The sequence below is a fragment of the Mesobacillus boroniphilus JCM 21738 genome (genome assembly GCF_000517385.1).
In the GTDB taxonomy this organism is placed as follows: Bacteria; Bacillota; Bacilli; order Bacillales; family Cytobacillaceae; genus Mesobacillus; species Mesobacillus boroniphilus.
In genome coordinates, this window is sequence record NZ_BAUW01000098.1 from 1 (window position 1) to 13,429 (window position 13,429).

The window sequence follows — 13,429 nt, forward strand, 5'->3', positions numbered from 1 at the left end:
CATGGTTATTAAGACAGGTTTTAAGGATAAGCGTGAAAAGTAGTCAGAAGCTGATTCAACTTCTGACAGGTTTGGAGGAAGAGCGGGAGAAGCTGTCCGAACCTGGTGCACCTTTGGACAGGTTTAAAGGAAAAGCAAGAAAAGTAGTCCGAACCTGGTGCCACTTCGGACAAAATGAAGAGGAAGAGCTGGAGATTTGTCTGAACCTGCTACGGATTTACCTGTAACAAACAATTATTTGGTTTATTATGGTAAAATAACTATTTTTATAGTGAATCTTAAAAAGTTAAGGCTTTCGACTCATGTAAAAAACTATCAAACAACACTTTATCCCTATTTAGAATATACTGAATATTTTATATTATTTAGTAAATAGAAATATTCTAATAGGGAGTGGATATTGTGTTAAAAGTCCTTTCAACTTCAGCGCTTTCTCTTGTATTAGCAGGGAGTGCAGTGTTTGCAGGAATCAGCCCAACTGATTCTGCTGTTAAACCACAAAGTAAATATGAATTAAGCCTTGCGCACCATGTAGGGGCTGCTCCAGAACTGGTAGATAAAGCAAAGGAATTAGGAATTGATTTTTCTAAGGTTGATCCTGCTGAAAAGGCTGCCCAAAATGGAGCTAAATTCCAGCAGCCTGGTGATAATCATGTCGCTTACAAGGAAGCAACAGGCGATGTTCCAGTGCTTGTATTGCTGGCTAAATATCCTGATGGCGATGAGCCGATTGGGGACATGCCTGGACAAGTACCTGCGAAATATTATGAGGATCTGATTTTCGGTACTGAGTACAATCCTTATGAGTTGGAGCAGTTCAAGCAATATGATGGTCCAGACGTACCGAAGAATCGTACGATGCAAAATGCTTATAAGGAATCAAGCTACGGAAAAGTCAACTTGGTTCGCAAAGAAAATACTGATTTCGCTTGGGTAGAGATGCCTAGAGGTGCTTCATACTATTTGGATCAGGAAGGTAAATACGCTGAAAGCGGTAAATACGTTCTTGGAAATGAAAACGGTGATGCACATACTGGTGAATTCATTCGTGACCTTTTAAAGGCAGCGGACGATCAGGTTGATTTCTCACAGTATGCAGAAAATGGTGAAGTGCCGAATATCTTCGTGGTACACGAAGGAACAGGAGCAGAATTCAGCCGTGACCCTGCGCAATTCTGGTCTCACAAGTGGAGCCTGCTAAGTGCCCTATTCTATGGTAAGTACTATGAAACTGGGAAGCCTGCTCCACAGCATGAGGGTATCAGCCAGTCAGCATGGATTGACAGAACGATTAAAGAAGACATGACTTACGATGGCGTATTCGTAAACAACTACAACATCCAGCCTGGTATCGGCGGAAACGTAGCTGGTTTTGACGCTGCAACAAAGACATATAAAGAAGAAGCAAAAACTGGTCCTTTCCCAGCTCAAACTGGAGTATATGCACACGAATTTGGACATGCTTTAGGTCTTCCAGATTTCTATGACACTGTTTATACATCAGAAGGTGTTGGTAACTATTCAATGATGGCAGGCGGATCTTGGATGCGCTATCCAGATGCACCTGTGTATGGCGGAAACTCTCCAACACACTTTGATCCGTTCTCAAAGATTTTCCTTGGATGGGTAAATCCTGTCGAAGTTAAGCCAGAGGATGGAGTTCAAACAATCACATTGCCTCCGGTTAACAAAGCAAACGCAGACAACGCGATTGTGAAGATGGAGGTTCCAGGATCAAATGGAACAGAATACTTCCTGTTCGAAAACGTCCAGCAGGATGGATTTAACCAGGCTTAATCCGCCAGGGAAAAGACTCTAAAGGGTTACTTGCTTGGCATGTAGATGAAAATGTCATCAATCTTTACCAAACTGCCGGCTTCCGTCCAAACAACGTTGAAAACTGGATGAACAAGCGCTTCCAGTTCAACCAGTCACAGACTGCTAGCAACGGAGAAGTTGTAACCCACTACGGATTATCTGTCCTTCAGTCAGACGGACTTTATGAGCTAGAGAAAAACTTGAACCGCGGTAATGCAGGTGACTTCTTCAAGACTGGGAGCAAAATCACTCCAGTTAGCGGGAATGTTCACACAGGTTCTTACTACTTCTGGAAAGGATTTAGCGATACACCAGCTGACTCTGGAATTCACGTAACGGATATCAAGGAAAATGCAGATGGTTCAATCACAGCTAAGTTCTTCTATAACTTTAATTCTAGTGTGAAGTAAATACGAAAAAACTGAGCCGGATTAATTCCGGCTCAGTTTTTTTTCATTTTTAAAAGGAACAAAAACATCCAAATGACCAGGAAGGACTCTGGCATTGAAAGGCAAAGGCTCGCCTTCTTCCCCGTCGATATTGACCACATGCTGTTTCTCAGAGGTTACTTTAAGGAAGGAGGTCCGAATATATTCTACCTCTTCACTTTCCTTCAATTCCCCTTTCAGAAGCGATGGAATCAATGCTGCGATTTTCGGGACAGACATTTTTTTAATAATGAAAGCATGGAGCTTTCCGTCATTTACGCTTGCTTCAGGAGCAAGGGCTTCGAAGCCGCCAACAGAATTCGTGAGCGCGGCGATCACCAAAAATGTATGGCCCTCCCATCTGCCGTTTTCGTGTTCAACACATATATCAATAGCCTCTCCACTTAAGAAAGATTTTGCTCCCTCCATAAAATAGGCCAGTGAACCAAGTCTCGTTTTCAGTTCAGGGCTTACACTGTAAGAAGCTTCTGCAATCGCTCCTACTGCTATAACATTGGCGAAATAATGCTTATTGATTTTACCAATATCAACAGACTGGAGGTTTTGCTCATCCAGAATCGAAATAGCTTCATGGGGATCCAGGGGAATATTTAGTGCCCTGGCAAAATCATTGACCGTACCAAGTGGGATGATGCCGAGAGCAGGTCGATGGGCTTGTTCAGCCACTCCATTTATGGCCTCGTTGATTGTCCCGTCACCTCCCATGGCAATGACCGCATCGTATAAAGCAATGCATGCTTCGGTAGCAAATGCAGCAGCATCTCCTTCTTTTTCGGTTCTTCGAATATCTATATCATCGTATTTCTCCCGTAAGGTTTCCTCTATTTTTTCAGCATATTCAGTAGCTTTTTCTTTTCCTGATGATGGATTCAAAATAATCATGGCTTTCATCCACGATAACCTCCCAAAAAATCTAATCTCAATAACAAATATATAGTAACCCTATTATTTACCTTTAAATGAATGACTATAAACCGCGTTCACTGGTGTAAAAATCGCCCATATATTCAAAAAGAAAAACAAAGAAAAACGGCGATTCAGTAAGAAATACTATGATTTGCCATCAATTTTGGATTAAATTGAGTAAAAAGAGTCATTTTTGGCTTCCTTTTCATGTTTACAAGTAGAATGTGGGAGGAGTATGATTACAACAGTTTCAGATTTCTGAACAAAATTAAATGAGTTTCATATTTCTAAATCGCTGAATCCGATAGGAGCGGGGGAACCAACTTTGTGGATGCAATCCACTTGGGGTGAGGCCTAATAATAGGCGGGGCTATTCTGAGCCTAATCCGACAGCTAACTCCGTAAGCGTTGCAGAAGAGGAAGATGAAGCTTGTGTGACAGGTATGTACAAAAGTCCACAAGGCCGCTATCTTTTAGCCTCTGGGGGCTTTTTTGTTTTGCTGTATTTTAGATACGTCGACTATTTTAAAATTCCAGTAATCATAAGTCCCTGCAAAGAAATATTAGACGCATAATTCCTCATACTAAGGAAAGAAGGAAGACCTTGAAGCGTTTGATAATGACTGGTAAAATATTCGGTGCATTTTATTAGGTTGTCTTTCCAGGGACAGCAGTTTAAAATACTATAAATTACAATGTTTGCGGGCCCGGATTGGTCTGTTTACACTGGCAGTCGCAGTTACGGAAAAAAAGAAAAGTAGACCAGCTGGAAAAGTGATGATTGGGTAGGAGGATGTTTTTTTATGGCAAAACAATACGCAGTAATCGGCATGGGCCGTTTTGGTTCAAGTGTGGCGACGACTTTATATAATGAAGGAGTCGAAGTGCTGGCGATTGATAAGAATGAACAATATATCGAGGACTACAAAGAACATGTCACCCATGCAGTAATAGGTGACTCAACGGACGAGCAAGCCTTGAAGGCAGTTGGGATCAGGAACTTTGATACGGTCATTGTAGCAATAGGGGATGATATCCAGGCTAGTATCCTCACAGTTCTTATTTTAAAAGAGATGGGAGTTTCAAATGTCGTTGCTAAGGCTCTTAACAAACACCATGCACAAGTATTGTTCAAGGTTGGCGCAGACAAAGTCATTTTCCCGGAGAGGGATATGGGAGAGAGAGTCGCCCACCAGCTGATGGCATCACCGAATGTATTGAACTTTATCGAGCTTTCCGATGATTACAGTATTGAGGAAATCAAGCTTCCGATGAGCATGGCTGGAAAAAACTTGATTGAAATCAACCTGCGTGCCAAATACAATATAACAGTAATTGGAGTGAAAACTGCCAACAAGGTCGACATCTCTCCAGATCCGGAAAAAACGCTGAGAGCAGAGGATATCTTGATTGTCCTTGGCGAAAACGGTGACTTGACCAGGTTCACCAAAATTAAATAAGGCTATGGAAGCGGGCTTAAATGACAGCCTGCTTTTTTTCTACCCTCTATTATTTAGAAAATTAACAAAAGATAGACTTTGCCTATAATCGTAAACAAAAAATCGCTATGGTCGATGAAATACATATAAATTTATAAAAGGGAGCAGGACATCTACATGAAACGAATTATGAATATGCTTGTGATTCTATTTTTACTGATAGGCAGCCTTGCTGGGTGTGCAAACTCGGCGCTGAAGGCGAAAGAAAGGGTTAAAATCGGCATTATGTTGTCTGACGTCGGACTTGGAGACCAATCTTTCAGTGATGCGGCTTTTGCCGGACTGGCAAAAGCGAGAGAAGAACTCGATATTATTTTTGATTACAGAGAGCTTCAGTCTGTAGGCACGTATGAAAAAGGGTTCACGGAGCTTGTCGAAGATGGAAATGATATCGTCATTGGATTGGGTTTCATGGTCCTTGAGGATCTTGAGAAGGTGGCAAAAAAATATCCGGAACAGCAATTTATCCTGGTTGATTCAGTATCTGAACTGGATAATATCACATCGATTACTTTTAAAGAAGAACAGGGCAGCTTCCTGGCGGGGGCAGTAGCCGGAATGGCTTCAAAGTCAAACATCGTCGGATTTGTTGGCGGAGCGGATGTTCCGCTGATTCACAAATTTAAAGTTGGTTTTGAACAAGGAGTAAAGGCTGTGAATCCGGTAGCAGAGGTTAAGGCTGCATACGCGAATGATTTTGGCAATGCAGAGCTTGGAGGAAAGATTGCTTCAGGAATGATTGATGAAGGTGCGGATGTTCTTTATGCTGCGGCAGGTTTTACCGGTGTCGGTGTATTGAAGGAAGCTCAATCCAAGAAAAAGTTTGCAATTGGTGTGGATAGTGACCAGTATTTTTTTGCTGAAAAAGCCATCATTACCTCGATGCTGAAAAATGTCGATGTCGCGCTTTATGAAACAGTTAAGGAGTTCAAGGCGGAAGATCAGCTTGAAGGAAAGCAAATCGAATTAGGCATAAATGAAAAAGGTGTCGGGCTTGCCCCAATCAGGGTGATCAAGCTGACTCCAGAACAGGAAAAAAGACTGGAAGACCTGGAATCTAAACTATCAAATAACGAGCTTTCAATAAAGCTAGATTAATAAGTTGCAACTGGGGGAGCCAACATGACAATTAAAAAGAAATTACTGCTTAACTTATTGCTCGCGATTGGGTTATCGATCGTGATGATCTCATTTATTATCTATAGAATGCTGATGGTCCAGGCATCGAATCAGGATTACGTACAGGTACTGCTGACAGTACAGAACCTTCAGTCTGAGACATCTGCAACCAAGCAATCGCTTAGCAATTTCTCATTCAACCCAACCGAAGGGAACAGGCAGGATGCTCTGACGAAAATGGAGAAGACCTCGCAAATTTTTACGCAGGCGAAAGGTTTGATTCAGCAAGAAGATAGCCAAAAAGTTTTGAGCAAGGCTCATGAAAAGTTCACTGCCCTGGAAAGTGAAGCTAACAAAGCGCTTGATGAGAAAAACAGTGCGGAAGTGAAGCGCCAGTCACTGCGCAGTGAAGGAGTCCTGAATGATCTTCACCTGCTGAATATACAGGTTAATGAATATTACGATTTCCTGCAGGAGGATTTAAAAAATCAGATCCAATTCATTATATTGTCGGCAATCATAGGCAGCATCCTTCTTGTGGTGGTTGCCGGGGGAATCGGAATCAGGCTGACGAGTACAATCACCAAGCCATTGAAACAGATTGCTATTAATGCACAAGAAATCGCCAAAGGAAACTTAATGATCGAAAAAGTTCCTTATAAACACAAAGACGAGTTAGGAACACTAAATGAGTCGTTCGACCAGATGGCGGCACAATTGACATCCTTGCTGCAAAAGGTGAATTTGGCGAGTAGGGAAGTTGAGCATTTTGCAGAAGAAATTGAACAGGAAAATATTGCACTGACCGAAATCTCCAATCAAGTGGCTGTCTCAACGGATGAGCTATCTGCAGGAGCACAAACCGTTTCAGAAGATTTGCAGCAATCAGTCGAGCTGATAGACGATATGGATAAAGAAATTATGCTTAATCTGGACCACACCCAGGAGTCGTCTTCTTACAGCAGGGAGGCTGTGGAAGCAATTGGCGAAGGAAGAAAGGCAATCGAGGGACAAAAGGCCTTGATCACTGAAAACAAAAAAGCTTCGCATTCTATCCGGTCGGCAACAGACCAATTCGTAGGCTATGCAGCCAAAATTGAAGACATGGCTGCATCCGTTTCGGCCATCGCTGCTCAAACGAATTTGCTCGCATTAAACGCTGCCATCGAAGCAGCAAGGCTGGCGAGGCTGGAAAAGGTTTTGCGGTAGTCGCAGCAGAGGTCAGAAAGCTGGCTGAGGAATCGAATACTGCGACAACGCAAATCTTTGATATGGTCAATCTGCTGAAAAGCGGCTTGGATGAGATAGGAGTAGCAGTGAACAAAGGCGGTGCCATCGCTGATGAACAGATGGAATCAATGAATCTAACAATGTCTGCTTTTGAGAATATCGAATCCAGGGTGACCGGCATCTCCGAAAAAGTCACACAGCTCGTGAAAGGCATGGAAGCGTCAAAAGAACTGGGAGCCAGGGTCCTCCATAATGTCGAATCCATCAGCGCAGTCGTCGAAGAGACAGCCGCAGGAAGCGAGGAAATCTCCGCTTCTACCACGGAACAATTATCGGCATTCGGCAACCTTTCGAAAAAGGTTACTGACCTGAGAAAGCTGACGAATGAGTTGAATGATTCTGTTTCGATTTTTAAGTTTGATAGATAACTTGAAGAGTATCATAGCCTTGGGGCTGTGGTACTTTTTTTATCCGAAGAGTTATTCGGATTGCTGCAGAATGGCGACTTGGTCGAAATAATTGTGAATGTGGTCGAAATAATTTAAAAAGTGGTCGAAATAATTGTGAAAGTGATCGAAATAATTCAAAAAGTGGTCGATAAAATTAAAAAATCGCCAATATAGTGTATCGCCAAATGAACCTGAACCATTTACAAAGCGAAAATTACGGATAAATGAGCCCATTCACGGCAAATTAACTTGAATTTGACATGCAGTATCGAATATATGAGTCTATAATAAAATAAAAGCAAAAAGATTTAGAGAAAGAGACCGCTTTAGGCACCAATAACAGAAGAGAAGGTGAAGTTTTGAAACAAAGGGATTTATTCTTAGCGTTTTTTCGCGTCGGAATCCTCGGCTATGGCGGCGGCCCGTCTTCGATCCCGCTTGTACATAAGGAAGTGGTAGAAAAATATAAATGGATGGATTCTGATGAGTTCGGTGATATCCTTGCCTTGGGAAATGCCCTGCCAGGACCGATCGCCACAAAAATGGCTGGCTACATTGGCTATCGTGTAGGCGGGTTCCTTGGTATGTTCAATGCCCTCGCAGCGACGATGATCCCGGCAATCATCCTGATGATCCTGCTGCTGACCGTTCTGAACTCATACAAAGATGAGCCATGGGTGAACGGAATGGCAGAGGCTGTTGTTCCGGTTGTTGCAGTCATGCTTGCTGTCCTCACATGGGATTTCATCAAGAAGTCAGGTAAATCCAAGCTAGGATGGGCCTGGACAGCTGTGGCGCTTATTGGCAGCCTGATACTTCTTCAATTCTTGAATCTGCATCCCGCTATTTTAATTTTTGTATTGCTGCTGAGTGCCTTGCTGAAAAAAGACCCTGCTCCAGCTGGAAACAAACAAACGGGAGGGGAGGAGCAATGATTTATTTCCATATATTTTTGGCCTTTTTCATTCCAGGGATTTTAGGATATGGCGGTGGGCCTGCCTCCATTCCGTTAATCGAAAATGAAGTTGTTGACCGTTATGAATGGATGACAGTCAACGAATTCAGTGAAGTGCTGGCGATGGGGAATGCCCTGCCAGGACCGATTGCAACCAAGATGGCAGGCTATATTGGATATGCAGAAGGTGGAATTCTAGGTGCTATAGTTGGAGTGTTTGCCACGGTGGCCCCATCCTTAATCCTAATGATCAGCTTGCTCGGACTGTTGATGAAGTTCAAAGATTCCCCGCGTGTCAAAAGGCTGACAATCGTCGTCCGCCCCGTCATTGCCGTCCTTTTAGGAGTCATGACTTGTGATTTCTTTTTCTCTTCCTATGAGGGGGTCGGCCTGATGCAGACCATTCTGATCGGCGGAATCAGCTTCGTCCTGATGGAAAAATTCAAAGTCCATCCTGCTTATGTGATCGCAGGATCCCTTGTTTACGGTGCCCTTGTTTTATCGTGAACAAGGTTTTTTTTTTTCGATACAGTAGATTGTGCCTTTCAAAAAAAAAATATTTCCTTACTCCCACTATTATGTAAGCGGTATCACTATAATTAATTGAAAAAAATTATTGACAAATAAATCAGATAGTTTTAATATTTCAATTATCGAAATTAATTTAATAAGTTACTTATCAAGAGAGACTGAGGGATTAGGCCCTATGACGTCCGGCAACCTCCTTTTTGGGAAAGGTGCCACTTCCTACAGAATGATTTCATTCTGAAAGATAAGTCGTATAAATGTTTACGATGCCTCTTTCTATGAATGAAAGGGGCTTTTTTATTTTTAAAAAACGGAGGTGCTAAGCATGATTGAAGTGAAAAATCTGGTCAAGATATACGAAACGAAAAAAGGGTGTGTTACTGGTGTTGACCAAGTTTCATTAACCGTGAAAAAAGGAGAAGTCTACGGAATTGTCGGGTACAGCGGGGCGGGAAAAAGTTCATTGATACGATGCCTGAATCTCCTCGAAAAGCCGACATCAGGAGAGATACATATTGACGGTGTAGAGCTTACTACTTTGAGCAAGACTGAACTGAGAAAAGCACGCTTGAAAATCGGGATGATCTTTCAGCATTTCCATCTTGTAAGCGCAAAGACAGTTAGTGAGAACATTGCATTTGCACTGAAAGCTGCAGGTCTTCCGAAAGCTAAAATCCATGATAGAGTAACTGAGCTACTTGATATGGTCGGCCTTTCAGATAAAAAGGATGTCTATCCGGCACAATTGTCGGGCGGACAGAAACAGCGTGTCGGCATCGCCAGGGCGCTGGCGAATAATCCATCAGTGCTCTTGTGTGATGAAGCTACATCTGCTCTGGATCCGAGCACGACGAAATCGATCCTATCTTTACTTAAAAAGATTAATAGTGAATTAGGCATCACGATTGTCCTCATCACCCACGAGATGGAAGTGGTGAAGACGATATGCGACAGAATGGCTGTTATGCAGGATGGGAAAATCATTGAAGAGGGAGATGTTTATGAGGTCTTCGCAAATCCGAAACAATCACTCACAAAGGACTTCGTCAACTCAATACTTCAATTCGAACTGCCGGAAAGATTGCTGGAGGAGCGTCAAGGAAAGCTGATTAAAATCTATTTCCAGGGTGAGATTGCCGAGCAGGGAGTCATCTCTGATGTATTCCAGACCTTTAAGGTTCGTGGCAATATCCTGCACGGGAAGATCGAATATATTCAGGACATTCCACTGGGGATTTTCATCATGGAGATCACGGGAGAACAAGTGGAGATGGACCGGGCGATTGCCTACATAGCGGCAAGGACGAAAAACCTGGAGGTGATTGATGATGCTGCTTGATAACCTGATTTCATTGCTGCCAGAATTGAACAAAGCATTTTTTGAAACGATTTATATGGTCGGCATCTCCATCCTTGTTGCCATTATCGTAGGCCTGCCTACTGGGGTTCTGCTTTTTGTCACCGATAAAGGACTTTTTCTTGAAAATCAAGTTTTTAAAAATATTGCTGGATTCATCGTCAATATGATTCGCTCGGTTCCATTTATCATTCTGTTAATTGCCCTGCTGCCACTGGCGAATCTAATCGCAGGTACAACCATCGGACCGACAGCCGCATCTGTTTCATTATCAGTCGCGGCAATCCCATTTTTTGCAAGAATCGTAGAGCAAAGCTTCCGAGAAATTGATAAGGGTGTCATCGAAGCTGCCGTTGCAACTGGTGCGACGCCTTGGATAATTATAAAAGACGTTCTGATTCCCGAGGCAAAGCCGGGCATCGTCCAGGGTGTGACCATCACTATCATCAGCCTTGTTGCCTATTCGGCAATGGCCGGAATTGTCGGCGGCGGGGGAGTTGGCGACCTCGCAATTCGCTTCGGTTATTACAGATACGACAATACGATCATGATCACGACAGTCATTATCCTGATTTGCCTCGTCCAGTTTATCCAGTTTGGCGGGGACAGGATTGCAAGAGTAGTAGACAAAAGATAAATAATAGGGGGTTCTTATAATGAAAAAATTATTCTTCTCATTAGTATTGTTATTATCAATCGGGCTCCTTGCTGCATGCGGCAGCGACTCAGCATCCAGCGACGATGCGAAAGCAGACGCAAAACAAATGACATTCGGTGCGACATCTGGTCCATACAGCGATATGGTCTCAAAAGCCATCAAGCCACTTCTTGAGAAAAAGGGCTATGAAGTAAAAGTAGTCGAATTCAGCGATTACATCCAGCCGAACCTGGCTTTGTCAAAAGATGATCTTGATGCAAACCTGTTTCAGCACAAGGTTTATATGGAAAACTTCGCGAAAGAGCATAAACTTGAACTTTCAGAAGTAATCGTCGTGCCAACCGCGCCAATGGGCATTTACTCTAAGAAATTCAATTCATTGGATGAAGTCGCGGAGGGTTCAGCCATCGCGATTCCAAACGACCCAACAAATGCAGCGCGTGCCTTCCTGATCCTTGAAGATGCTGGACTAATCAAGCTTGATCCTAATGCTGACCCACTGACAGTTTCTGAAAAAGACGTCAAAGACAATGTCAAGAACCTGCAGTTCAAACCGATTGAAGCGGCACAGCTTCCAAGAGCAGTCGAAAGCGTCGACCTTTCAGCTGTACCAGGCAACTTTGCGCTAGCAGCAAAAATGGACCTGCTTGATGCGCTGCAGCTGGAAAACATGCCAGACCAATACCGCAACCGCGTTGTCATCAATACTAAGGACCAGGATGCCCAATTTGCCAAGGACATCAAAGAAGTCGTAGAATCAGCAGAGTTTGAAGAAATCATCGATGCAGAGTTCAAAGGCTTCGGAAAGCCAGAGTGGATGAAGTAGGATAGTTATCATAATGAGCCCCGGCAGCCAAAGCGCCCGGGACTTTTCCTTTTTTATAGCTTTCTCCCTTATAAATTGGTTAAAATATTGAAGAGGCCCTATTTAGGAAGGCTCTTTTGTTGTTTTATAGAAGGATCGGCACTAACTAAGCTGAAAGATAGCAACAATAAGCCCAAATGAAGCTACTAAGCCAGAAAAGGTCCCATAGAAAAATTTTATACAGGCGGACGTTGACTTTAAAAGACACTGTGAGCATTTTACAAGTAATTGAATGTCATTTGGAATCAATCTAACAGTAACAGAGGGAGATATATGGAAAAACGAGATAAGAGATCTAGACATTTGGCGGCTATTTCGCTGGCGATTATGGGTGCGGGGTTCCTCGCAATGATGCCGTTTCAGGATTCGTTGATCGGCAAATTGCTTATGGGCGGGTTTGAAGCCGGGCTAGTTGGCGGTCTTGCAGACTGGTTTGCTGTAACCGCGCTATTCAGGCATCCGATGGGCATCCCGATTCCCCACACTGCACTTCTGCCGAAGAATCGGGATAAAGTAACGCGCGCGTTAATCAATATGCTTGAAAATGACTGGCTCACGAAAGAAAGCATCATGGACAAGTTCAAGCAGATTCATATTCTTGATAAAATTTTTGAAACGGTTGAGAAGGAACTGCATTCTGAGTCTGTTAAGCTGAGCATCAAGGCTTTCAGTCTTGATGTCGTAAAGAAAATAGATGTTGAACGTTTTGCACCGACAATCGAACAAGAAATCAAAGGTTTCCTGCTATCAGCAGATACTTCCGATCTTCTGCATAAAGCCTCCAGCCACGTATTGTCGATGGGATATGAGGCGGCAGCATTCAATTATGTACTAAAAGAGACGGAGAAATGGGCGTCGCAGGATGAAGCGAAAATGGTTCTTGGGAAACTTGGAAAACAGGCAATCGATACAACGGAAGCTGATGGCCTGTTAAAATTTGCGATCCAATCGTTCAGCAATATGATTACTGAAGAAAAAGTCGGCAACATTTTGCAGTCCTTTATTTTAAAAAGAATGAAAAATCTTCAGCAGGAAGATAATCGTTACCGCCATATGATTCTTGAGAAAATCCGCAAAGAACTTGGCAGCATTAATGAGCGGGAAGCATTAATGTCCGAAATCCAGGCATGGAAAAACAAGATGGTCGAGGATATGGATTTAACCGGACAAATCAGGGGTGTACTGGCAAAGTCAAAGGCTCGTGTCATTGCTTTTATCGAAGCAGACAGCTTTGTTGATGATACCGTTACTCCCGTGGTGAAAAGATTCATACAGGAGATCAAAGAAGATGAAGGTAAGGTAGCGGCAATTGAAAGCTGGCTCCACGCTAAAATAGCAGCCTCATTGAAAGAAACCATTCTAAAATCGGCAAGCTTGTCCGTGAGAATCTTGATAAGCTTGACACGGAAACACTGATTGATATGATGGAAAACAACGTCGGAAAAGACTTGCAATGGATCAGGATGAACGGTGCCGTCTGCGGCTTCCTGATTGGTATCGGTTTGACAATTTTCAAGCTTATCGTTTTGTGAAATTATTGAAAGGCCAATCCAATGCCGGATTGGTTTTTTTATTGGTTAGGAAACTATAAAATTT

The 13,429-nt window shown here is 43.0% G+C and carries 13 protein-coding genes, 1 pseudogene and 2 riboswitches; of the genes and pseudogenes, 13 read left to right on the forward strand and 1 reads right to left on the reverse strand.

Annotated elements, in window-relative coordinates; all coding sequences use genetic code 11:
• The 3 genes from JCM21738_RS18495 to JCM21738_RS26215 form a co-directional block, all read left to right on the forward strand.
• A partial coding sequence (locus JCM21738_RS18495; protein WP_035209850.1) for a hypothetical protein occupies positions 1-227 on the forward strand: 227 nt, incomplete at its 5' end.
• A 175-nt stretch (positions 228-402) separates the two neighbouring features.
• The gene (locus JCM21738_RS18500) at positions 403-1,797 is read left to right on the forward strand and encodes a M6 family metalloprotease domain-containing protein (protein WP_243463079.1); all 1,395 of its coding nucleotides are present in this window, start codon (positions 403-405) and stop codon (positions 1,795-1,797) included.
• Between the two features lie 107 nt (positions 1,798-1,904).
• The gene (locus JCM21738_RS26215) at positions 1,905-2,228 is read left to right on the forward strand and encodes a hypothetical protein (protein WP_243463080.1); all 324 of its coding nucleotides are present in this window, start codon (positions 1,905-1,907) and stop codon (positions 2,226-2,228) included.
• 21 nt (positions 2,229-2,249) lie between these two features.
• On the opposite strand, the gene JCM21738_RS18505 is transcribed toward JCM21738_RS26215, so the two are convergent.
• A complete protein-coding gene (locus JCM21738_RS18505; RefSeq protein ID WP_023626708.1) occupies positions 2,250-3,158 on the reverse strand; it encodes a diacylglycerol/lipid kinase family protein in 909 nt (302 codons plus the stop codon).
• A 298-nt stretch (positions 3,159-3,456) separates the two neighbouring features.
• Positions 3,457-3,597: riboswitch (cyclic di-AMP (ydaO/yuaA leader) on the forward strand.
• Positions 3,598-3,976: 379 nt separating this feature from the next.
• Here JCM21738_RS18505 and JCM21738_RS18510 point away from each other — a divergent pair.
• From JCM21738_RS18510 to JCM21738_RS18550, 10 genes and pseudogenes are all read left to right on the forward strand, one after another.
• Positions 3,977-4,633 carry a potassium channel family protein gene (locus JCM21738_RS18510; RefSeq protein ID WP_023626709.1) on the forward strand — a complete coding sequence of 219 codons (657 nt, stop codon included), beginning with the start codon at positions 3,977-3,979 and terminating at the stop codon, positions 4,631-4,633.
• Positions 4,634-4,789: 156 nt separating this feature from the next.
• Complete coding sequence (locus tag JCM21738_RS18515) at positions 4,790-5,770, forward strand: BMP family lipoprotein (RefSeq protein ID WP_023626710.1); 981 nt, start codon at positions 4,790-4,792, stop codon at positions 5,768-5,770.
• A gap of 24 nt (positions 5,771-5,794) precedes the next feature.
• Complete coding sequence (locus JCM21738_RS18520; RefSeq protein ID WP_243463081.1) at positions 5,795-7,000, forward strand: methyl-accepting chemotaxis protein; 1,206 nt, start codon at positions 5,795-5,797, stop codon at positions 6,998-7,000.
• Between the two features lie 20 nt (positions 7,001-7,020).
• Complete coding sequence (locus JCM21738_RS26220) at positions 7,021-7,449, forward strand: methyl-accepting chemotaxis protein (RefSeq protein WP_243463082.1); 429 nt, start codon at positions 7,021-7,023, stop codon at positions 7,447-7,449.
• Between the two features lie 380 nt (positions 7,450-7,829).
• On the forward strand, positions 7,830-8,405 hold the full coding sequence (locus JCM21738_RS18525) for a chromate transporter (RefSeq protein WP_023626712.1): 576 nt from the start codon (positions 7,830-7,832) through the stop codon (positions 8,403-8,405).
• On the forward strand, positions 8,402-8,932 hold the full coding sequence (locus tag JCM21738_RS18530) for a chromate transporter (RefSeq protein ID WP_023626713.1): 531 nt from the start codon (positions 8,402-8,404) through the stop codon (positions 8,930-8,932). Before JCM21738_RS18525 ends, JCM21738_RS18530 begins: the two co-directional genes overlap by 4 nt.
• Positions 8,933-9,098: 166 nt before the next feature.
• A riboswitch (SAM riboswitch) is annotated at positions 9,099-9,204 on the forward strand.
• A gap of 74 nt (positions 9,205-9,278) precedes the next feature.
• The gene (locus tag JCM21738_RS18535; RefSeq protein ID WP_023626714.1) at positions 9,279-10,292 is read left to right on the forward strand and encodes a methionine ABC transporter ATP-binding protein; all 1,014 of its coding nucleotides are present in this window, start codon (positions 9,279-9,281) and stop codon (positions 10,290-10,292) included.
• Positions 10,282-10,947, forward strand: a complete 666-nt coding sequence (locus JCM21738_RS18540) for a methionine ABC transporter permease (RefSeq protein WP_031308275.1) — start codon at positions 10,282-10,284, stop codon at positions 10,945-10,947. Before JCM21738_RS18535 ends, JCM21738_RS18540 begins: the two co-directional genes overlap by 11 nt.
• A 19-nt stretch (positions 10,948-10,966) precedes the next feature.
• A complete protein-coding gene (locus JCM21738_RS18545) occupies positions 10,967-11,794 on the forward strand; it encodes a MetQ/NlpA family ABC transporter substrate-binding protein (protein WP_023626716.1) in 828 nt (275 codons plus the stop codon).
• 426 nt (positions 11,795-12,220) lie between these two features.
• A pseudogene (locus JCM21738_RS18550) lies at positions 12,221-13,365 on the forward strand (DUF445 domain-containing protein).
• Positions 13,366-13,429 lie beyond the last annotated feature (64 nt).

Coding starts and splice junctions, on each gene's coding strand:
- JCM21738_RS18505 (WP_023626708.1), bottom strand. CDS start 3,158: ATGAAAGCCATGATTATTTTGAATCCATCATCAGGAAAAGAAAAAGCT.
- JCM21738_RS18515 (WP_023626710.1), top strand. CDS start 4,790: ATGAAACGAATTATGAATATGCTTGTGATTCTATTTTTACTGATAGGC.
- JCM21738_RS18545 (WP_023626716.1), top strand. CDS start 10,967: ATGAAAAAATTATTCTTCTCATTAGTATTGTTATTATCAATCGGGCTC.
- JCM21738_RS26215 (WP_243463080.1), top strand. CDS start 1,905: ATGAACAAGCGCTTCCAGTTCAACCAGTCACAGACTGCTAGCAACGGA.
- JCM21738_RS18510 (WP_023626709.1), top strand. CDS start 3,977: ATGGCAAAACAATACGCAGTAATCGGCATGGGCCGTTTTGGTTCAAGT.
- JCM21738_RS18530 (WP_023626713.1), top strand. CDS start 8,402: ATGATTTATTTCCATATATTTTTGGCCTTTTTCATTCCAGGGATTTTA.
- JCM21738_RS18540 (WP_031308275.1), top strand. CDS start 10,282: ATGCTGCTTGATAACCTGATTTCATTGCTGCCAGAATTGAACAAAGCA.
- JCM21738_RS18520 (WP_243463081.1), top strand. CDS start 5,795: ATGACAATTAAAAAGAAATTACTGCTTAACTTATTGCTCGCGATTGGG.
- JCM21738_RS18535 (WP_023626714.1), top strand. CDS start 9,279: ATGATTGAAGTGAAAAATCTGGTCAAGATATACGAAACGAAAAAAGGG.